The 20,074-nt window shown below is 62.3% G+C and carries 13 protein-coding genes and 3 pseudogenes; 12 read left to right on the top strand and 4 right to left on the bottom strand.

Annotation, left to right across the window (positions count from 1 at the left end; translation table 11 throughout):
- Positions 1-26: 26 nt before the first annotated feature.
- The 5 genes from ACTJLF_RS16425 to brxL are packed head-to-tail and all read left to right on the top strand — an operon-like array spanning position 27 to position 11,473.
- Positions 27-3,437 carry an Eco57I restriction-modification methylase domain-containing protein gene (locus ACTJLF_RS16425; RefSeq protein WP_440883497.1) on the top strand — a complete coding sequence of 1,137 codons (3,411 nt, stop codon included), beginning with the start codon at positions 27-29 and terminating at the stop codon, positions 3,435-3,437.
- Positions 3,437-5,167: an ATP-dependent nuclease gene (locus ACTJLF_RS16430; RefSeq protein ID WP_440883498.1), complete on the top strand. Its 1,731-nt coding sequence runs from the start codon at positions 3,437-3,439 to the stop codon at positions 5,165-5,167. The genes ACTJLF_RS16425 and ACTJLF_RS16430 overlap by 1 nt, the downstream gene beginning before the upstream one ends.
- Entirely contained in the window at positions 5,164-7,071 is a 1,908-nt protein-coding gene (locus ACTJLF_RS16435; protein WP_440883499.1) for an ATP-dependent helicase, read from the top strand. Before ACTJLF_RS16430 ends, ACTJLF_RS16435 begins: the two co-directional genes overlap by 4 nt.
- A gap of 26 nt (positions 7,072-7,097) precedes the next feature.
- Positions 7,098-9,425, top strand: coding sequence for a BREX-1 system phosphatase PglZ type B (gene pglZ / locus ACTJLF_RS16440; protein ID WP_440883500.1), 2,328 nt, complete (start codon positions 7,098-7,100; stop codon positions 9,423-9,425).
- A gap of 2 nt (positions 9,426-9,427) precedes the next feature.
- Positions 9,428-11,473: a protease Lon-related BREX system protein BrxL gene (gene brxL, locus ACTJLF_RS16445; RefSeq protein ID WP_440883501.1), complete on the top strand. Its 2,046-nt coding sequence runs from the start codon at positions 9,428-9,430 to the stop codon at positions 11,471-11,473.
- A 742-nt stretch (positions 11,474-12,215) separates the two neighbouring features.
- On the opposite strand, the gene ACTJLF_RS16450 is transcribed toward brxL, so the two are convergent.
- Together ACTJLF_RS16450 and ACTJLF_RS16455 are read right to left on the bottom strand one after the other, a co-directional pair.
- On the bottom strand, positions 12,216-13,301 hold the full coding sequence (locus ACTJLF_RS16450) for a hypothetical protein (protein ID WP_440883502.1): 1,086 nt from the start codon (positions 13,299-13,301) through the stop codon (positions 12,216-12,218).
- A gap of 1,230 nt (positions 13,302-14,531) precedes the next feature.
- A complete protein-coding gene (locus ACTJLF_RS16455; RefSeq protein WP_440883503.1) occupies positions 14,532-15,170 on the bottom strand; it encodes a site-specific integrase in 639 nt (212 codons plus the stop codon).
- A gap of 19 nt (positions 15,171-15,189) precedes the next feature.
- Here ACTJLF_RS16455 and ACTJLF_RS16460 point away from each other — a divergent pair.
- Positions 15,190-15,546 (top strand): annotated as a pseudogene (locus ACTJLF_RS16460) (transposase); the annotation flags it as partial.
- 179 nt (positions 15,547-15,725) lie between these two features.
- On the opposite strand, the gene ACTJLF_RS16465 reads toward ACTJLF_RS16460, so the two are convergent.
- Entirely contained in the window at positions 15,726-16,118 is a 393-nt protein-coding gene (locus ACTJLF_RS16465; RefSeq protein ID WP_440883504.1) for a helix-turn-helix domain-containing protein, read from the bottom strand.
- A 124-nt stretch (positions 16,119-16,242) separates the two neighbouring features.
- On the opposite strand from ACTJLF_RS16465, the gene ACTJLF_RS16470 reads away from it, so the two are divergent.
- Both ACTJLF_RS16470 and ACTJLF_RS16475 read left to right on the top strand, forming a co-directional pair.
- The gene (locus ACTJLF_RS16470; protein WP_440883556.1) at positions 16,243-16,815 is read left to right on the top strand and encodes a helix-turn-helix domain-containing protein; all 573 of its coding nucleotides are present in this window, start codon (positions 16,243-16,245) and stop codon (positions 16,813-16,815) included.
- 200 nt (positions 16,816-17,015) lie between these two features.
- A complete protein-coding gene (locus tag ACTJLF_RS16475) occupies positions 17,016-17,210 on the top strand; it encodes a YqaE/Pmp3 family membrane protein (protein ID WP_093206199.1) in 195 nt (64 codons plus the stop codon).
- A 257-nt stretch (positions 17,211-17,467) separates the two neighbouring features.
- On the opposite strand, the gene ACTJLF_RS16480 is transcribed toward ACTJLF_RS16475, so the two are convergent.
- Complete coding sequence (locus ACTJLF_RS16480) at positions 17,468-17,740, bottom strand: helix-turn-helix domain-containing protein (protein ID WP_440883505.1); 273 nt, start codon at positions 17,738-17,740, stop codon at positions 17,468-17,470.
- Between the two features lie 271 nt (positions 17,741-18,011).
- Here ACTJLF_RS16480 and ACTJLF_RS16485 point away from each other — a divergent pair, with 271 nt between their 5' ends.
- From ACTJLF_RS16485 to ACTJLF_RS16500, 4 genes and pseudogenes are all read left to right on the top strand, one after another.
- Positions 18,012-18,569: a helix-turn-helix domain-containing protein gene (locus ACTJLF_RS16485; RefSeq protein ID WP_440883506.1), complete on the top strand. Its 558-nt coding sequence runs from the start codon at positions 18,012-18,014 to the stop codon at positions 18,567-18,569.
- A gap of 28 nt (positions 18,570-18,597) precedes the next feature.
- On the top strand, positions 18,598-18,858 hold the full coding sequence (locus tag ACTJLF_RS16490) for a hypothetical protein (RefSeq protein WP_440883507.1): 261 nt from the start codon (positions 18,598-18,600) through the stop codon (positions 18,856-18,858).
- A gap of 73 nt (positions 18,859-18,931) precedes the next feature.
- Positions 18,932-19,258: pseudogene (locus tag ACTJLF_RS16495) on the top strand (efflux RND transporter periplasmic adaptor subunit); the annotation flags it as partial.
- Positions 19,251-19,903, top strand: a pseudogene (locus tag ACTJLF_RS16500) (TolC family protein); the annotation flags it as partial. The pseudogenes ACTJLF_RS16495 and ACTJLF_RS16500, both read left to right, overlap by 8 nt.
- Positions 19,904-20,074: the final 171 nt, after the last annotated feature.

The raw sequence follows: 20,074 nt of genomic DNA on the forward strand, positions 1-20,074 counted from the left end.
ACGTCGAAAACAAGACACAGAACACCATGTCGACCCACAGCATCAACAACCAGCCCCTGGCCAAGCCTCTGCGCAGCCAGCTCGAAGCCACCGTCAAGTCCGCCCGTGAAGTCGCTGAGAAGGGTGCCCACGCAGCCCTGAGCCAACTGGCTGTCGGAGAAGCCAGCGCCCCCGGCTACCTGACCGACGACCTCAAGGCCCTACGCCGTCGCCTGCGCGCCCACGGCCGCGCCCTCGGCGACAAGAAGGCGAACGACGACACCCAGGCCCTGCAGCACCTGGTCTGGGAAGTGGCCTACGAGCATTGGCACCGCATGCTGTTCGCCCGCTTCTTGGCAGAGAACGGCCTGCTGCTGTGGGAGCCCGGCGCGGCGGTGTCGCTGGACGACTGCGAAGCCCTGGCGCAAGAAGCCGACCCGGTGATGAACCTGGGCGCAAAGACCAAGTGGGAACTGGCCGGCCAGCTGGCCGGCCGCATGCTGCCCCAGGTGTTCAAGCCGCAAAGCCCGGTGTTCGAGCTGGCCTTCGCGCCCGAGCATCAGCGCGAGCTGGAGCGCCTGCTGGCCGCGCTGCCGCCCGAGGTGTTCAAGGCCAGCGACAGCCTGGGCTGGGTCTATCAGTTCTGGCAGGCCAAGCGCAAGGACGAGGTCAACGCCTCGGAAGTCAAGATTGGCGCCGACGAACTGCCCGCCGTCACCCAGCTCTTCACCGAGCCTTACATGGTGGACTTCCTGCTCCACAACTCGCTGGGTGCCTGGTGGGTAACTCGCCACCCTGACCAGACCTGCCCCGTGCCGTTGACCTACCTGCGCACGCTGGACGATGGCACGCCGGCGGCCGGCAAGTTCGAAGGCTGGCCCGACCGGCTGGACGAGTTCAAGCTGCTGGACCCTTGCTGCGGCTCGGGTCACTTCCTGGTGGCGGCCTTCCTGCTGCTGGTGCCCATGCGCATGGCGACCGAGGGCCTGAGTGCGATGGACGCGGTGGATGCCGTGCTGGCCGACAACCTGCACGGCCTGGAGCTGGACGCCCGCTGCGTGGAAATCGCCGTCTTCGCGCTGGCCTTGGCCGCCTGGCGCTTCCCGGACGAAAACGGTGACCCGCTGGGCGTGCGCGCCGACATGCCGGCGCCGCAGGTGGCGTGCTGTGGCCTGAAGGTAGCGGCCAAGCCCGAGGACTGGATGGCCCTGGTGCCGGACGACGCCGCCAACGCCGCCTACCTGCGGCAGGAACTGCGCCTGCTGCACGCCAGCTTCGCCCAGGCACCGCTTCTGGGCAGCCTGTTGGACCCGGCGCGCAGCCTGAAAGACGACTTGGCCACGTCTAGCTTCGACACCCTGCGCGACCTGCTGGCGCGTGCGCTGGCCACCGAGCGCCCAGCCACGCTGTGGGGGCAGGCCAGTGAGCTGCAGGACGACAGCTGGGACTTGACGCTCACTGCCAAGGGCCTGTTGGATGCGGCCCGACTGCTGGATGGGCGTTACAACCTGGTGGTGACGAACGTGCCTTACCTCGCGCGCGGTAAGCAACACCCTGCATTGAAGGACTACTGCGAGGACCACTATCCTGAGGCGAAAAGCGATTTGGCGAACGTCTTCTTGGAGCGCTGCCAAGAGCTGGCGCAGAGTGGTCAGCATGGAGTCGTGCAAGCAGTGATGCCGCAGGGCTGGCTGTATTTGTCCAGCTACAAAAAGCAGCGGCAGACCTTGCTTCGTTCAACTACTTGGAACCTTCTATCTCGACTCGGTTCAGGAGCATTCGAGGGAATTGGAGGCGAGGTCGTCAGCGTGGTCCTGTTCACCTTGACACGGGGCTGTGCGACAGGGAACTCATCTGTCGCAATGATTGATGCAAGCGAAACGCGGTCCGCACCCGAGAAAGCACGGCTGCTTCGTGACAGTCCTCTTGCCCTCGCGACGCACGAGGTCCTACTTGCAGCTGCTGACGCAATCGTGTCGTTCCAGGTAAGCGCCGCAGGCGTTCGGACACTGGTGGGCGAGCATGCGAAGCCAGGAACAGGCATGCAGACGTTTGATCTGCCCCGGTTTGTGTGCCAGTTCTGGGAAGTCGCGTCGTTCGACGATATCTGGGAGTACTCGCAATCCACTGTGGAAACGACTCGCCACTTCGGAGGCTGCGAAGACATTGTTCGGTGGGAGGGTGGAACCGGTTCGCTGTACATGCAGATGGAGGCGCTCAGGGCTCAGGGCTACACCAGTGGCATATGGAGAGCCGGTTCGCAGTTCTGGGGTCGCAAGGGTGTGGTTGTGAGCCTAATGGGGGACTTGCCGTGTTCCATCTACTTGGGCTTTCCGTTCAACCAAAACACGGGGGTTCTAATGCCGAACTCTCAAGACGACCTGCCAGCCCTGTGGGCGTTTGCGAGGTCCGGAGAACTTTCTAAAGCCGTCCGAGCAATCGACCAGTCACTCAAGGTGACTAACGGCACTGTAGCTAAGGTTCCGTTTGATATCTCGCATTGGCGGCTGAGAGCAGAGTCTGAGTATCCAGATGGCCTGCCAAAGGCCGAGTCGGACGACCCCACCCAGTGGTTGTTCCACGGCCACCCGCATTCCGCCACGGACCCGCTGCAAGTCGCCGTCGCCCGCCTGGCCGGCTACCGCTGGCCGGCCGAGACCGACACGGCAATGGAACTGGCCGACGAGGCCCGCGCCTGGATTGCCCGCTGCGACAAGCTGGCCGAACACACCGACGACGACGGCATCGTCTGCCTGCCCTCGGTGCGCGGCGAGGCGCCAGCGCATGACCGCCTGCTCAAGCTGCTGATTGCTGCCTGGGAGACCGTGCAGCCCGGCAGCTGGAAGCCCGCCGTGCTCGACAAGCTGCTGGTTGATGCCGACTGCGCCGGCAAGGGCCTGGATGTCTGGCTGCGCGAGAAGTTCTTCGAGCAGCACGCGAAGCGCTTCCACCACCGCCCCTTCATCTGGCATGTGTGGGACGGACTGAAGGAAGGCTTCGCCGCGCTGGTTAACTACCACCAGCTCGACCACAAGAAGCTGGAACGCCTCATCCACACCTACCTGGGCGACTGGATTCGCCAGCAGGAGGCCGGCGTGCGCGACCGCATCGACGGCGCGCAGCAGCGCCTGGCCGCAGCCCAGGACCTGAAGCGCCGCCTGGAACTCATTTTCGAAGGCGAGCCGCCCTACGACATCTTCGTGCGATGGAAGTCATTGGCCGACCAGCCCATCGGCTGGAACCCCGACCTCAACGACGGTGTGCGCCTGAACATCCGGCCCTTCATGACCGCCGAGGTGCTGCGCCACAACAAGAAGCCCAAGCTCAACATCACCTGGGACAAGGACCGCGGCAAGGATGTGGAGAGTGCGCCGTGGTTCAAGACCTTTGGCGGCGACCGCATCAACGACCACCACCTGACGGTGGCGGAGAAGCAACGGGCCAGGGGGGCTGCCTGATGCTGTTGACTCGTCTGAAGATTGAACACTACCGAGGCATCAAGGCCCTTGAGCTCGCGCTCGGCCCTACGACCGTCTTGGTCGGGGAGAACAACTGCGGCAAGACCACGGTGCTGCACGCGCTGCGAGCCTGCCTATATACCCTACGTTCGGCTGGGCGAGCTTCACCATTCGAAGAATTCGACCTGCACTTTGAGAGCAAGGCCGCAGACCCCACCACCGCGCCGCCCATCGTCATCACACTGACCTTTGAAGAGGCGAAAGCTGGTGAGTGGTCGGATGAGGTCGAGCAGCGGCTTGGCGGCGACGGTGGTGTGATTGCTCTGATGCCCCCCGACGACCGAAGCCGGGTCCAACTGCGTGTCACGGCTCAGTATTCGTCAGCGACCCAGGAAATCGAGACTGTCTTTGAGTTTCTCGATGCTGCCGGCAATCCTCTGCCCGCAAAGAACCGCAGCCGACTGACGGGCCTGCAGCAGTTGCGCCCGCTGTTCTACCTGTCCGCCTTGCGCGACGCCGGCAAAGAGTTCTCGCGGACTTCACAGTTCTGGTCTCCCTTCGTCAAGAACTCCCAAATCGACGACGCGACCAAAGCTGCCATCGAAACGCAGCTCGAGGACATCAACGCCCAAATCATCGAGGCCCATGGCACCTTCAAAGGGGTACGCGAGCATCTGGCCAAGGTTCAAGAGTTGGTCGCGCTCGGCGGGCAGGACGTCGTCAGTGTGGACGCCGTGCCGGCACGGGTGTTCGACATGCTGAATCGCACGCAGGTCAGCATCGCGTCATCCACTGGTGCGCGACTGCCTATCGGGCGGCATGGCGAGGGCACGCAGAGCTTGACCGTGCTGATGCTGTTCGACGCATTCCTGAAGTCGGAGCTGGCCCGGAAGCAAGGCGTCAAGGAGTCGAAGCCCATCGTCGCGCTGGAAGAGCCCGAGGCTCACCTGCATCCGAACGCGGTCAGGGCGCTTTGGAAGACCATCGACGACATTGATGGCCAAAAGCTGGTCGCAACACATTCAGGCGACCTACTTTCCGAGGTCGATGTCCATTCAATTCGCCGGCTGTACAAGAAGGACGGAAAAGTTCAAGTAGGCGCGCTACCTCGCGGACTCTTGGATGAGCGACAGTCGCAGAAGTTTGACTATTTCGTCCGCAGGACTCGTGGAGAACTCTTTTTTGCCAGGACCTGGCTTCTGGTTGAAGGGGAAACGGACGTAATCATCCTTAGTGGCGCCGCTCGAGTGCTCGGTATTGAGTTGGAGCAAGCGGCTGTACGTATCGTCGACTACGCGCAAAGTGACCTGTCTATTTTCATTTCCGCCGCCGATGTGCTTGGCATCCAGTGGCACGTTTTCTCAGATGGCGACCCGGCAGGACTCAAAAACATTAGGAAGGCACGGGATGCACTTGCTGGCCGACATGAAAGTGCCCACATATCCCTTCTTCCAAACAACGAGCCCATTGAGCCGTTCCTGTGTCGGCGAGGCTTCATGGACATCTACGAAGAGCATGCCAGCGCACAGAATAGACCACGTTACATCACGGTAGACAAGACGGACGATGCATATCCCGGCCAGCTCTACCAATGTCTCCCCAACAACGGCAAGCCGTCTGCAGCCCACGCTGTAGTGGCGGCGATGGTCGTCGCAGGAAGCGCGTCTGTCCCAATAGAAATCGCTGAATGCCTAAAGGCGGCTGTTCAACTTTCGAAGGGCGACCAGTGAAATACCTTGAAAAGCTCAACCCCAATCAACGGGCCGCTGCTCAGTGGAACGAGGGCCCCTTGCTGGTGCTTGCGGGGCCAGGGTCCGGCAAGACCGCGACCTTGACTGCCCGTGTCGGGCGGCTGGTTGAGCAGAGTCGCGACGAAGCCTTCCGGATTTTGTGCTTGACCTTCACGAGGAAGGCGGCAGCTGAGATGAGGGAGCGGCTGCAGAAGCTGGTACCAGACGCGAAAGAGCGAGTGCTGCTGACGACGTTTCACTCGTTCGCCACCGACATTCTTCGGCAACACGGAAGTCACTTTGGGCTGAGCCCGGATTTCGAGATTCTTGAGGAATCAGAGAGAGTCGGCCTCATCAAGTCGGTACTTGCGGAGAAGGCAGACGAACTCACAAAGTTCGTCTCTGCCGAGCGGGCATTGACTGCAGTTGAATTCCTGCTTCGGAATGTAACGCCCGATGCAAGGGTTCCAACTCTGCTCAAGGACCCTGAGGCAGGCCAACAACTCCAGGTGCTGTTCGCCCGCTACAAGGAGCTCTTGAAGCAGCAGAACTGCTTGGACTATGGAGCCATCCTGTACTTTTGCGAAGAGTTGCTCCGAGAGCGGCCTCGCGTCAGCAAGCAACTGCGCACGGTTTATCGCTTCGTCTGCGTCGACGAGTTTCAGGACACCAATGTCGCCCAGTACCGCGTACTGCGTGCCCTGGCGCCTGAGAAGTCCGCCAACGTCTTCATCGTGGGGGACGATGACCAAGTCATCTATCAGTGGAACGGGGCCAGTCCAAGCAGGGTGCGAGAGCTTGAGCAGCACTACGACCTGACGACCATCCAGCTGCCCGAGAACTACAGATGTCCGCCGGAGGTGGTGGCATTGGCCAACGCGCTCATCGTCCACAACGGTGAACGTTCTGCAGACAAGAAGCCTCTGCTCTCCATGAAGGCTGACTCGGGAGCGGACCCCATCGAGCTCTTGGCCTTCGAAGATGACCAGCAGGAGGCCCGAGGCATCGCCGAACGCATCAAGGCAAGGCTTGCAGCCGGGGCTCGCCCTGCCGATGTGGTGGTGTTGGCCCGTGCGACCAAGCTGCTGGAGCGTGTTCAGAAGGCTCTGGGCGAGGTTTCAGTTCCAAGCCACGTGCAGCGGCGGAAGTCTCAGTTCGAAAGCGCACCTCTCCGATTCATAGCGTCGGCTTTGAAACTGGCGTTGGTGCGGTCAGATGATGATTTGGCCGCAACAGTCACGAAAGCGCTGTCGGACTGTGTCGAGCAAGACTCGAGCGAGGAAGACTTGGCCGGCTTCTCCGCTCAACTCAATGGCGACCAACTGGAAGCACTTGGAGCGCTCGTTACAGACAGTGCAGCAGTCCCTCGACCGCTGCAGCAAGCCGTCTCCGCCCTAGTCCGCGGCCACTACGCGAAATTCATCCAAGAAGCGCTGGCCTATTTCGACTCCGTCGAGAGCGAAAGCCGAGACAGCGGTGACGAGCAGTACGCCGAGTACCCGTCGGAACGGGCGGTGTGGCAGAGCATCATTCGCGAGATTGGAGGCGAGGAAGATGCCTATGCGCTATCGCTGGGCCAGTTTCTTCAAGAACTTGCGCTGGCCAATAAGACACCGGAAGCACCAGCCAACTCAGTGCGCTGCCTGACCGTCCACAGCTCCAAGGGCCTAGAGTTTCGGCACGTTTACCTTGTTGGCATGTCCGAGGACCAGCTGCCATCGTTCCAAAGCAAGAAGTCTGGCGATGACAGTCGCGAAATGCAGGAAGAGCGTCGCAACTGCTTTGTCGCCATCACAAGAACCATTGAAACGCTGACCATGAGCTACGGAGAAAAGTACAACGGATGGCGCAAGGCGCCGTCACGGTTTCTCTTCGAGATGGGTTTGCTGGGAGCGGAGAAGTGAGCGCTTCTGCGGACCAGGCCACGTCCATGACCTTGCTGCGCAACGCTCTCGCAGCGGCTGTCGTGTCCGCGGCGAAGGGCAATTCGCACACGGCGGTCAGTGCCAGCGCAGTGCTTTGGCCCGACAAGGACCGTCAGTGGGAGTCAGCCATTGGGCCGTTGCGGCAGGCCATGCCCAACCTGCTGACATTGGGCGACTACGACCTTGAGAGCCGCTCTGGCCCGGCCATCTGGCTGAAGTGCGCGATGGCTGGGCTGGTGCCGGAGGTACCAATGAACGGCGTGCCGGTGCTCTACCTGTCGGGCGTCAGCCGGGCAGAGCTCCGCGCGATCGAGAGCTGCCCGAGAGACCTGCAGCCGCTGGCTGAACTTCAGTACCGCGGCGTAGTCTGGAGCCAGGCGTCCGCAAAGGACTGGACGGTCAGCGCCTTCCTCGCTTCCAAGAACGGGGGCCTTGGGTTGGACGTTGCTCAAGACAGGCAGACGCTGGAAGCGCTGGGTCAGGCTTTGCAGTCCGGCGTGTTGCTGGAGCGACCGGTGGCCGAGCTCCAAGGGCGCGCCATCAACGCGGAGTGGCTGCTGAGCCTGCTGGCGCCAAACCCTACCCGGGACCTCTTGCAGTGGATGAACGCGCCCGACACGACACGCCAGCAATGGGGCGACGTGCTGTGGGATGTGTTCACGAAGCGCTGCAAGTCCGACTTCGGCTTCGACCCGGTGGCCGATGGGGTGCTGGCGGCCGCCGAGCGTCTGGCCAAGGGGGAAGGCAAATGGTCTGCAGTCGCCGTGCTGTACCGCGACTCGTTCGCCAGCTTCCCGAACGTGTACCCGCTGCTGGCGAAGGTCCAGCCGCCGCAGATGGGCTTGTTCCCAGACCAGGAACTGCTGGCCGGCTATCCGCAAGCCAACGAGGAAAGCGAAAACGCCCTGCGCTACGCCTTGGCAGCGTGCGCGAGCATGGACGCGGCCCAGGCGCGTACAGCGGTTGCTACCGCAGAGAAGGAACACGGTCAGCGTCGAGGCTGGCTGTGGTCGCGCATGGGGCGCTCGCCGTTGGCCGCCACACTTGAGCATTTGGCGGAAGTTGCCCAGCGAAGCGCGGCTCTCCCAATCGGACAGACACCAGCAGAGCTGGCGGCCAGCTACCAGCAGTCGGGATGGCAGGTCGACCAAGCGGCGCTGAATGCACTCGGTTGCGTCCAGGCAAAGAGCGATGCTGAAGCCGTTGGCGCGGCCTTGCGTGCGATGTACCTGCCCTGGCTCGAGGAATCCGCCAGGAGGCTGCAAGAAACGGTCAAAGGCGCTGGTGGCTTGAAGGCGCTGTCGACTCAGGACAACGGAACGCTCCCGGAGGGAACATGCACGGTCTTCGTCGACGGCCTGCGGTATGACGTCGCCCGACTGCTGGAACAGCGCCTTTCGCCGCTTGGCAAAACCAGCATTGAGGCCAACTGGACCAGCATGCCCTCGGTCACAGCATCCGGAAAGGCGTGGTGCTCGCCGGTGGCAGGCTTCATCGCCGGCACAGCAGACGATGTTGACTTCGAGCCCAGGGTGGCCGCCGACGGCAAGCCGCTCTCAGCTCATAACTTTCGGAAACTGCTGAGCGAACAAGGTGTCTCGCCCCTTGAGAAGCACGAGACCGGGGACCCGCAGGGTCGAGCATGGACCGAAGCCGGCGACCTCGACCACTACGGGCACGAGCACGGCGTACGCCTGGCTCGCGACATGACGACCCAACTGGACCAGGTCGTCGAGCGCATCACCGAATTTGTCGACGCCGGCTGGAAGCGCATCCGCGTCGTCACGGACCACGGTTGGTTGTTGGTCCCGGGGGGGCTTCCGAAGTCCGAATTGGCGAAGCACCAGGCCGAGACCCGCTGGGGGCGATGTGCTGTCCTCAAGGACAGCGCCCATGGCACGCCGCTGACCTTCGGCTGGGACTGGTGCAAGGATGTGCAGGTGGCCTACGCCCCTGGGGTGACCAACTTCATGGCCGGCGCAGACTACGCGCACGGCGGTATCAGCTTGCAAGAATGCCTCGTCCCCGTCTTGCAGCTGGAATGCGCCGGCATGGCTTCACCAGGTGCTGCCGTGAAGATTCAGTCAGTCACATGGAAGGGCCTGCGGTGCACAGTGGTGGTGGCCGGTGCCTCGGTAGGCCAGCGAGTGGACATCCGTACCAAGGCGGCTTTGGCTTCCAGTTCGCTTGCGGCGAGCAAGCCCCTTGATGGTGGCAAGGCCAGCCTGGCGGTGGCTGATGATGAGCAAATGGGCGCAGCAGCCGTGGTGGTGGTGCTTGGGGCCGACGGCGAACTCCTGCAGAAGCAGGCGACCACGGTGGGAGAAAAGTGACGATGCAACTCGACGAATTGGACCGAAAGGCTACGGCCGCTTACGAGGGCTACGTGGTTCGCAAGGACTTGGTGCGCACGTTCAGCCGCCAGTTTCCGGTGCCGACCTATGTGGTCGAGTTCCTGCTCGGCCGCTACTGCGCCACGACGGACGAAGCCGAAATCCAGGAGGGCCTGGACATCGTGCAGCGGCAGTTGGGCTCTCGCACCGTGAAGGCCGGCGAGGAAGAGCTATTCAAGGCCCGGGCCCGGGAATCGGGCTCCGTGAAAATCATCGACATCATCACGGCCAGGCTTGACTCCAAGACGGACTCCTACGTCGCCACCTTGCCCAGCCTGCGGCTGAACGAGGTTCGGCTGACGCCGGAGATGGTCAAGGACAACGAGCGCATGCTGACCGGCGGCTTCTATGCCGAGGTCACATTGGGCTACGACGCTTCCATCGCACAAGAGAAAGGAGGCCGCCCCTTCGGCGTCGATGCGTTGCGTGCCATCCAGCTGTCCAAGCGCGAAGTCCTGGACGCCCTGGCCAAGGGGCGCGTACAGTTCACCACAGCCGAGTGGCGCGACCTACTGCTGCGCAGCGTCGGCTTCGAACCTGAAACGCTGCGCGAGCGGGCCAAGGACGCCCTGCTGCTGCGCATGGTGCCGTTCGTCGAGCGCAACTACAACCTGGTCGAGCTGGGGCCACGCGGTACCGGCAAGTCTCACCTGTTCCAACAGGTGTCGCCGTACGCGCACCTCATCTCCGGCGGCAAGGCCACCGTGGCCCGCATGTTCGTCAACAACGCCAGCGGCCAGCGGGGCCTGGTATGCCAGTACGACGTGGTGTGCTTCGACGAGGTATCGGGCGTTTCCTTCGACCAAAAGGATGGCGTCAACATCATGAAGGGCTACATGGAGAGCGGTGAGTTCTCCCGTGGCAAGGAAAGTATCCGCGCCGACGGCTCCATCGTCTTGGTGGGCAACTTCGACGTGGACGTGGAGCACCAGCAGCGTATCGGCCATCTGTTTGGCCCACTGCCGCCCGAGATGCGTGACGACACGGCCTTCATGGACCGCATCCACTGCTTCCTGCCGGGCTGGGATGTCCCCAAGCTGAACCCGGGGCTGTTCACCGAGCACTTCGGCTTGGTCAGCGACTTCCTGTCCGAGTGCTTCACCCAGCTGCGCAACCAGAGTCGGGTGTCCACCCTGCAAGGGCGCGTCTACTGGGGCGGCGCACTCTCTGGCCGAGACCTCAACGGCGTCAACAAGACCGTCAGCGGGCTCCTGAAGCTGTTGTACCCGAACGCAGAGACGGCGGTCAGCGACGAGGACCTGGAATGGGCCGTTCGCCTGGCGCTGGAAGTGCGGCGGCGGGTCAAAGAACAGCAGAAGCGAATCGGCGCGGCCGAGTTCCGCAACACGCACTTCAGCTACACGATGGGCGCGGAGGGCGTAGAGAAATTCGTCAGTACACCCGAGCTGCAGAGCCAGGGCGGCATCGGCGACGAGCCATTGGAATGCGGCCAGATTTGGACGCTGAGCCCAGGCGGACAGGACGAGCACACCGGGCTGTTCCGCCTTGAGGCCACAGAGGGCCCCGGCAGCGGCGTGCGGGTGCTCAACAACCCGGTTCCGGCGCCGTTCAAAGAATCGATTCGCTGCGCCGAGCAGAACCTCTACGCCCGCTCCCAACAATTGGTCGGTGACCGGGACCCGCGGTCCCATGAGTTTTCGGTGCAGCTTCGTGGTTTCGACGCGGCCAAGTCCGGAGCCAAGACCGGTGTGGCAGCCCTCATCGCGCTGTCCAGCGCGCTTCTCAAGAAGTCGGTGCGTGGCGGCCTAGTCGTGGCCGGCGAGGTGACGCTTGGGGGCACCATCGAGCCCATTCACAACGCGGTGACCTTAGCTGAAATCGCGGTTGAGAAGGGTGCCAAGTCCCTGCTCCTTCCGGTCTCATGCCGTCGGCAATTGTTCGACCTATCCGACGAGATGGCGACCAAGCTCGACATCGAGTTCTATCAGGACGGGCGCGATGCGTTGCTGAAGGCGCTGGCAGACTAACGCTGCTTGCTTTTCCGGCTTGCCGCCTTCAATGCTCACTGACTTCGCCATCGCCGATTCCACAACCCTCCAGTGTCTGCGAGGTGGTAGTGAAGTTGTAATTGGTGGCGACGCCCTTTCACTTGGTCCGCTGGTCGAGACGTTGATGTTTCGGCGAAGGAGTATCCGTCCAGGTCTTCGCCTAAAGATTTCCATCCCACAAGAAATTGGGAGTGCGCTTCGACAACTTCCGGAAGGCCGAACCTGGAGCTTTGGGCGGGGTGGCGCAGTCGGTGTTTTGCGGGCTCAACACGGGAAGCCCTCTGAGGAGGACGAACTGGAATCTCAGAGGTTCCTGCTTGCACTTCTTCGCTCCGCCACCTCTGCAGGCATGCCCAGACCAGCGGCCCAGGCCATCGCCGGTGCCGCGGGTGAGCTATTGGACAACATCGCGCAACATGCGGGCCCAGGAGAAGATGCCCTTGCGGCCTTCAGTGCTGAGGCCGGCTCGCTTTGGCTTTCTGTCGGTGACGCCGGGCAGGGCATGCTGCCCACGTATTCCCAGTACCCCGCAGTCACCACAGCGAAAGAGGCGCTGCACATGGCCGTCGTGGAACACCGTTCATCCACCGGCGAACCTCAGCGAGGGCAAGGGTTCCGAGACTTGCTGCGCGCGCTCGGTTCGCTTGATGCGTCGTTGCGGGTCCGAACTGGAGACGCGAGCCTAGAGTGCGAAGGCCCTGCCAGCGCTAGGCCGTGGGTATCACGTGAACAGGTGCAACTGCTGGGCTGCGTTGTTAGCGCGCACCTGCGGTGGTAAGGGCGGCAGCCTCAAGTCGAGCACGTGTTGAGGCGAAGGCGTCAGGTTCAGGCTTGATGAGTGGTATCGCCTCTCGGCGGCACAGACAAGCCTTTTGAAGAGTGCGCCAATGGGTGCCTCCGGATTTCCACCTCGGGGTCGATACCGTAGTACCTCATCTACTCCGAACGTCGGCTCTTGGCGATGCATCGCCTTAAAGTAAGGCGTTGCATCCAGCCATAGGACTTGCTCGAACGATTTCTCCAGCCGTCGGGCATATTCCGCCGCACCCCTCACGGCGATGAGAAGCGGCCTTCCTACGCTGGCCCGGAGCTTCTCCAAGCGGGCAATGTAGCGGTCGGCATCCACGCCGAGCTTTGCGCCTGTCAGGAACTCGAATGCGATGGATGTCACTTCCGGCCGAGCCGCGATGAAGTCAGCCCAACGCTCGAAGTCGAAGTCCGTTCGGCCGTTGATGTGCAGGGCGGTTGGAAGTCCGGCCTCGTTCATCGAGTACCACATCCAGGCAATTCGCTTCATCGCATGCAAGTTGTCCTGCCGCGGTGAGTCGAGGTAGAGACTGTAGTTCGGGGAGGTCGCGAAAATTGCTCCAGCCTCCTTCATGGCCTTGAAGGTCTCTCTAAGACCTGACAGGCCCCACGACCGTTCAACGTAGCGGTCGTCCTCGATGCCAGTGAGCACCCAGCCAGTTTTGGCGACTACACCGTGGTCACGCTTCAACTCTGCTGCTGTCTTCGCCCTTGTCTTGCGACCTCGTCCTGTGAGGGCTCGAGTCAGCGGGATGGCCGCGAACTCCAGTTCGACCGGACGGCGCTGTGCGACCTGCCCTTCGAGGATGGTCACCATCGACGGCAACTTCGGAAGTTCCGGTGTCGTCTTCCGGGGGATGTTCTCGAGACCGAAGCCGCGGACTTCTCTGAAGCGCCGGACGAATGTTTCGGGCCTTTTGGGGCAGACCAAGTCGCAAGTGGCGGCGTCATCACACTTACAGTGGTCCATACAAGTGAGAAGCGCGGTGCCGTTCGGCAAGTGCAATCCACCACAAGTGGGTTGGTCAGCACAGCCTTGGCAGCCGAGTAATGGTTGCGCCGAACCAATGTCCTTGAGGAGCCACGCTCCATCGTGAGCTTCGCGCGGCAACATCGGTCACACCTCGTACTCGATGTCGGTGACTCCGACTGCATCGAAGTTCTGGTAGACCCTCCCGGGCATGACCCCCTCATGCTGGTCCAGAACATTAAGTAAGCCGGGTGATGGAGCTTCCACTGTCGCCACCTGACTAATGTCCCTGGTGATGGCAACACCGCCATCCATCATCCTTCGTACGAGAACTTTGTCGCCAGGTCGAAGCACGTGGCCAGCCGCGGTTGTCGCTCGAAATACCTCTCGCGCCGTGCCTCCTGAGCCAGCATACAAGTCCATGGTGCGGCCGAAAAACTGGCGGCTCCAAGCCTTCGTGTGCTGCAAGCGTTTGCTGCGGATGAAATCAACCCCCATACGCGAGACCCCCGATGACAGGTGAGTACAGCTTGCGTTTGCCTACCTTGCGTTCGCGAAGTAGGCCCATTGTGTGGAGTGAGACCAGGCGATTGTTCCACGCCGTCACTACACCAACCTCGTTAGCTAGCTGGCTGACGGCTTGGGCGTCAGCCTCCCCGGCTTGCAGTACCAAGCGCAAGGTCTTGGCGACTTTCTCGTCCAACTGGCCGCGGACTACAGGGCAGATGAGTTGGTCACCCGCGAGTGCGCCTGAAACGTATGGCAGGCGCATGGCCTCGGCCACCAGGTCAGCCTCCGCCAAGGCGTCTTCGGTCAGATTCGCGAGAACAAAAGCTGAGCCTTGGCAAGACGCGAGCGCTTGAAGGCCTTGGATGAGCCGTCGAAGCGCACTTCCGCCGAGTGCTTCAACTTCCACGAAGTCAAGGATGACCGGCTCACCCGGGACGTGGTCCAGAAGAAGTCCCTTTACGGCATCTAGACAGCGGTCGCCACCTGACACTCCAGTCAAGATGGGGCGCCCCGTCAGGGACTTGAGTTTAAGGGGATACATCTTTCACTCATTCATGTGAATGAATGAAATATACGCCTTTTGCGTTCGGAGTCAAGTGCTTGGAGGAGGGACACCTGTGCCGCCGAATGTGGCAATGGTTCCGCAGACGCGTCAGCAGTCATTGGCGGGACGATGCGCTCACCCAAAAAATCGGGCTGTGCTTGGCTAGTCTTCAGCAGCCCGATTTTTGGCACACCGGGTGGGAAGGCCTAGGACTGCGATGCCGAACGGAATGCCCGGAAAACCACCACATTGCTCGGCAACGCTGCCTCGTCGGCAGGGGGCGCGTCTAGGACCGATGGGGATACGCGAACGGTGTCCGCTGCGCCGCCCAGATTCGAGAGCGCCGACTGCTTCAGCCGGAGCCGGCCGTTGTGCTCCATCTTCTCCAAGCGGACCGCCTCGGCTTGGTCCGCGCGAATCGCCAACGCTGTCGTGCACATATGGGTGTAGCGGGACAGGCTGCGCAGGTCCCGGTGCCCGCTGAACGCCTGCAAGTCCAGGATGGTCGGAAACAGCCCTGACTCCGCAGCGCAGCGGATGCCTTCGTGTCGCAAGTCGTGGATTCGAAGGTCCTCGATACCCGCCGCTTTGCAGATGCGCCGCCAAACCTCGAGCAAGGTCCTGAGGAGGATGTCAAAGACGAGATCGCTCGTCCTTGGCAACTGCTTCAACAGCACCACTGCTTCAGTGCGCAGTGCGAGTTTGCGGGGGCGCCCGATCTTCGACGTAGGCATCTTTGCCTGCCGTCCGTACCTGTCGATTTGGTCCCAGAACAGCCCCAGGGTTTCGCTACGACGTGGGGCCGCAGCCACCTGCAACGTCACGAAGGCTTCCATCCTCGGCACGTGCGGAAATCCTTCGGCGATGCCAGATATGCTGCACGGCGATGAGATCAAGGTGTATGGCGACAGCGCCTATGCTGGCCAGCAGGAGCTCATCGAGAGCAAAGTGCCGTTGGCCGAAGACTGCACGAATCAGCGTGTGCGCAAGATCAACGGCGTGCCCGATGAACTCGAGCGCACGCATAATCGCAAGAAGTCCAAGGGATGGGCCCGCGCGAAGCATGTGTTCGCGATCATCAAGCGGCAGTGGGGCTTCGCCAAAGTGCGCTACCGTGGGCTGCATAAGAACGCCACGCGCGCGTTTACCGCCCTTGCCCTAGCCATATCTACGTGTGCCGAGGGCTGTCGCTGGTACGGGTGCGTCCGTAAATGTGAATAGGGGTCGCAAGGCCTCTCGAATCGACGAAGAGCAAGCCCCATTCGATCCCTAACAGCCATGGAACCTTCAGCTTGTCGAAAATCGGCAGCTACTTCAGCGTAGCCTTAGAGACCCGGGCGCCGTATTAAAATCAGCTAGACCCGGCGGTTCAGGCCCGAGGGCTTCCTCCCGATCAACACTCAATCGGTAGCCTTGAGCCGGCTGGCATATTCGAGGAGTAACTTTCGCTGCTTCATACCCAACTGACCGAACCAAAGGATCAGCTTGGCCAGGTCGTCATCGGTTGAATAGAAATAAGCAAGTGGGACACGAAGCTCCTCTGCAAGGCGATTCGCAAATGCAACGTTGGGTTCGTGTATTCCGCTCTCGTACCGAGAGATGCGAGCGCTTGCGGTTCCTTCGTCCAGTCCTGCCTTGACGCCGAGTTTGTCTTGCGGCAGCCCGGCCGCCAGTCTGGCAAGTCGCAACCGAGCGCCGAAGACCGAACGAGATCGAGAAGGGCTGATTTTCACCCTACGATACTCGTAATGCCGGCCGCCAAAGTCTCTACGTTTATCGTAGAATCGATGCATATCGGATCGCGCCAGGCTGCTACTCGTGACCAATCGAACGCTTGCATCCCCTCTGCCGACGGCCCGACCGCTGCGCTTACCGGTCTCGATGACGCGCGCGCGGTCTCGGCCGATTGCCCCTGTTGTGCGGAGCCTGTCTGCTGCACGCATCGGTGCGCAGGTAAGGGCGCTGCGCATGGCCTCAGGACGGTCTGCGGGCCAGCTCGCGCTGGCGTCGGATATCTCGGCCTCGATGCTTTCGCGCATCGAGCGTGGGCTGGTTTCACCTTCGGTGGAGACCTTGGAGCGGCTCGCGCAGGGCTTGCATGTGCCGGTGTCTCGCTTCTTCGGGGACCAAGCCCGGCGCGCGGATTTCTGCCATGTGAGAGCAGGGCAGGGGCTGGTGGTCGACCGCATCGGGGCCGTGGAGGGCTACCGGTACGAGCTGCTGGGGCATTCGTTGTCGGGCAACCTGTTCGTGGAGCCCTACCTTGTGACGTTGCCTCCGGAGGCGGGGCCGTACGTGACCTTCCAGCATCCGGGGCTCAAGTTCCTGCACTTCCTGTCTGGGGCGGTGATCTACCGGTACGGTGCGAAATCGGCAGAGGTCGGGGCAGGGGACACGCTGCTGTTCGATGCAACGGCGCTGCATGGCATCGAGGCGATCCTTTCGGGGCCGGTGTCGTACCTCTCGGTGGTTTTCACGCTGCGCGAGTGACCCCAAAGTTGGCGCAACCTCTACATTGATTCTCATCAATGTGGTGAGATCGTGCTTCTGGCCCGCCGGCCTTAGTTTGGATGAACAGGTCTATCGTTGCTCGAAATTTCCCGGGCAGGATGGCTTGGCGTCGAACTGGCCGATGCGGGGCTTCGAGTTCCAGCGGATCGAATGACCGCTCAACGATCTGGAGAGAAAAAGTGCGCTTGCTGATTGCTTTGATCCTGCCCTGGCTGACGTTCTTCACCATCGGCAGGCCGATTGCCGGGGTCATTTGCCTCGTTCTCCAGGTCACGATCATTGGCTGGTTGCCGGCGACCATTTGGGCCGTGTACGGGTTGGGCCAGTACAAGACCGACAGGAAGATTGAAAAGGCGCTCAGCCAAAGGACGTGAAGGCGGTTGGCGCAGGAACCAAACCGTACTTGCTGGCCGTGCGCACGAATGGAAGTAGTTCGGCAGCCTGAGCTGGTCTGGAAGAAGGCGGGCGTCCTCCTCCAATGCTATTGCGCGCGGCCTGTCGATGGCTTCCCCTTGGATCCGCCCTGCGGTGGATCCTCTCCTATCATTTCTGATGTTCGGCGCGCCGAACGACGGGCAACTGTGCGCGGGAATCCGCGTCCGCCTGTCGAAGATCGCAGCTTTCTGAAGAGCTATCCGGATGCCGCATTGGCTCGGAGCTCCTTCTTGTAGCGCTTCATGAGGGATTGCATGAGCTCTGCGGGATCTGCTTCGAGCCCGTTGCACAGGAGGACGAGGCTGGTTAGCGAGGGACTCGAGGTGCCCGTCTCGAGCTTGGCGATGAAGGTGCGATTGAGTCCCGATGCAAATCCAAGCTCCTCCTGATTGAAGCCGCGCACCGCTCGCCGAGCTTTGAGCTCGGCTGCAAAGGCCTTCAGCAGTGCGGGATCCTGCGTCGATCGCATGCGATGACTTTCATCGCATGGTCTTCTTTATGCACCCGCTTCTATGGTACAAAACGTCAGCTGCGACGTCCTCGTATCGAATTTGGATCGAGGGTGGCGCCGGAGAACTCGGCCAGAACTCTTCGATTCAGGCCTTCCTTGCGGGCACGAAATCCAGATGACGCGTCGCCAACTCGCCTCGCCCCTTCCTACGGCACGACCGCTGCGTCTGCCGACCTCGGTCACGCGTGTCCGGCCGAAGCGGCCGGCGCCTGCGCCACGCAATCCATCCATGTCGCGCATCGGCATGCAGGTGAAGGGATTGCGCATGGCCGCCGGGCTATCGGCCGGGCAACTCGCCTTTGCGTCGGAAATCTCGGCGTCGATGCTCTCGCGGATCGAGCGGGGGCTCGTGTCACCCTCGGTGGAGACCTTGGAGCGGCTGGCGCAGGGGCTGCACGTGCCGGTGTCACGCTTTTTCGGGGACCAGGCCCGGCGCACGGATTTCTGCCATGTGAGGGCGGGGCAGGGGCTGGTGGTCGACCGCATTGGCGCTGTGGAGGGTTACCGCTATGAGCTATTGGGGCATTCTTTGTCGGGCAACCTGTTCGTGGAGCCCTATCTGGTGACGCTTTTGCCGGAGGCCGGACCGTACGTGACCTTCCAGCACCCGGGGCTCAAGTTCCTGCACTTCCTGTCGGGGGCGGTAACCTACCGGTACGGCGCGAAAGCGGTGGAGGTCGGGGCAGGGGACACGCTGCTGTTCGATGCGACGGCGCTGCATGGCATCGAGGCGATCCATTCGGGGCCGGTGTCGTACCTCTCGGTGGTTTTCACGCTGCGCGATTGAACGGCTCGCCGCGACACCGTCAGGCCTGTTGATCGAGCCGGTTGCCGATTCGGCTCGCCGCTCGGGCGTTCGCCCCTGCCTGTTCTTTTTACTTCTCCTGGCTTCGTTGTTCGGCATGTCGAACACCGAAGGGGCTTTGACCAGCGGTTGGAAATGGGCGCTCCCGGTCGATGAAAAGGGCGACGGCGGCTTGGACACCGGTGAGGTCCCGGCCGCGGCGGGCATGGTCGGCTTGCGGCGAACCTTGGTCCTGAATTTCTCCATCGAATCTCGACACAGGCTCATCTGAGCCCCAACGCTGTCCTTGAACAATCGTCTTTTGTTGCTGCTCCCGTAGGTCCGACAGCTTCTCGAAGACACTCATGCAGATCGATTTTGTGCTCCGCCAGGGCGGCATGTTCGCCGCGGCATCGGTCCTGATCGCTGGCTGCGGCGGCGCAGAGACCAAAACCAGGCTGGCTGCGGCGCCAGCGTCCATCGTCCCAGTCATGACGGTGCGTGCCGCCCGGCTGGCGCTGACGCAGGACCTGCCGGGTCGCGCGGCGGCCGTGCGTGTCGCCAAAATCCGTCCCCAGGTCAGCGGCATCGTCCAGCGTCGGCGGTTCGAGCAGGGCACGGAGGTGCGCGCAGGCCAGGGATTGTTCCAGATCAATCCGGCTGTGTTCAAGGCGGAGGTCGAAACGGCGGCCGGACATCCAGCAGGCTGAGCAGGTGATCATCGCGGCGAACGCGGACATCGGCGCTGCAAGGGCGGCCTTCTTCCCGTGGCTCTCGCTGACGGCATCCCTCGGCTACACCAGTCCGGCGATGGGCAGTCCGTTCGATGGCGCGCAGCGTGCGTGGCGCTTTGCGCCGCAGCTCTCCGTCCCGTTGATTTCGGCCGGCCGGCTGCGCTTCGAGCTGCGTCTGGCCGAGGTGCGCGAGTCCAGCGCTGTGGCGGCGTACGAGCGTGCGATCGAGACAGCCTTCCGAGAAGTGGCCGACGGTCGGGCGGGGGGCGAGACGTGCGCAATGCAGCTCGAAGCGCAGGCGCGCATGGTCGTGAGCGCCGAACGCCGTGCGGCGTTGTCCGGCCTGCGTTTTCGTGCGGGCCCTAGGGGCACCTCGAACTTCTCGATGCACAGCGCCAGCTCTGTGCAGCCAGGCAGGCACCGTTGGATCTGCGGCGCAGCGCGTTCGGTAATGCGGTGGCGCTGTACAAAGCCCTGGGCGGCGGCCTGATGGGCGCGGAGGACAAGCCCTGCCTTCGGGCGCCGCGCGGGGCGTCAGGATGGCAGCTGGCTCGATTCTTCTTCGCCGCCGACAGTCATGTGCTCAGCCAACCGAGCGGGTGACCAGCCCGAATGGAAGACCACGGCCAACTGGCGACCATTGGCCCTGACCCAGTGCGCCGGCGACCTCTGGCCGTGCCGTTCCAGCTGAGCGACAAGGGCTGCCTGCCAATGAACAAATGACTCGAGAAGGGTGTAACGCATGGCGTCTGGACTTTGCTTTGAAATTGGCCT

This window comes from Variovorax sp. 22077 (assembly GCF_052044195.1).
Taxonomy (GTDB): Bacteria; Pseudomonadota; Gammaproteobacteria; order Burkholderiales; family Burkholderiaceae_C; genus Variovorax; species Variovorax atrisoli.

Coding starts and splice junctions, on each gene's coding strand:
- ACTJLF_RS16425 (WP_440883497.1), top strand. CDS start 27: ATGTCGACCCACAGCATCAACAACCAGCCCCTGGCCAAGCCTCTGCGC.
- ACTJLF_RS16430 (WP_440883498.1), top strand. CDS start 3,437: ATGCTGTTGACTCGTCTGAAGATTGAACACTACCGAGGCATCAAGGCC.
- pglZ (WP_440883500.1), top strand. CDS start 7,098: ATGACCTTGCTGCGCAACGCTCTCGCAGCGGCTGTCGTGTCCGCGGCG.
- brxL (WP_440883501.1), top strand. CDS start 9,428: ATGCAACTCGACGAATTGGACCGAAAGGCTACGGCCGCTTACGAGGGC.
- ACTJLF_RS16465 (WP_440883504.1), bottom strand. CDS start 16,118: ATGCATCGATTCTACGATAAACGTAGAGACTTTGGCGGCCGGCATTAC.
- ACTJLF_RS16480 (WP_440883505.1), bottom strand. CDS start 17,740: ATGCGATCGACGCAGGATCCCGCACTGCTGAAGGCCTTTGCAGCCGAG.
- ACTJLF_RS16485 (WP_440883506.1), top strand. CDS start 18,012: ATGTCGCGCATCGGCATGCAGGTGAAGGGATTGCGCATGGCCGCCGGG.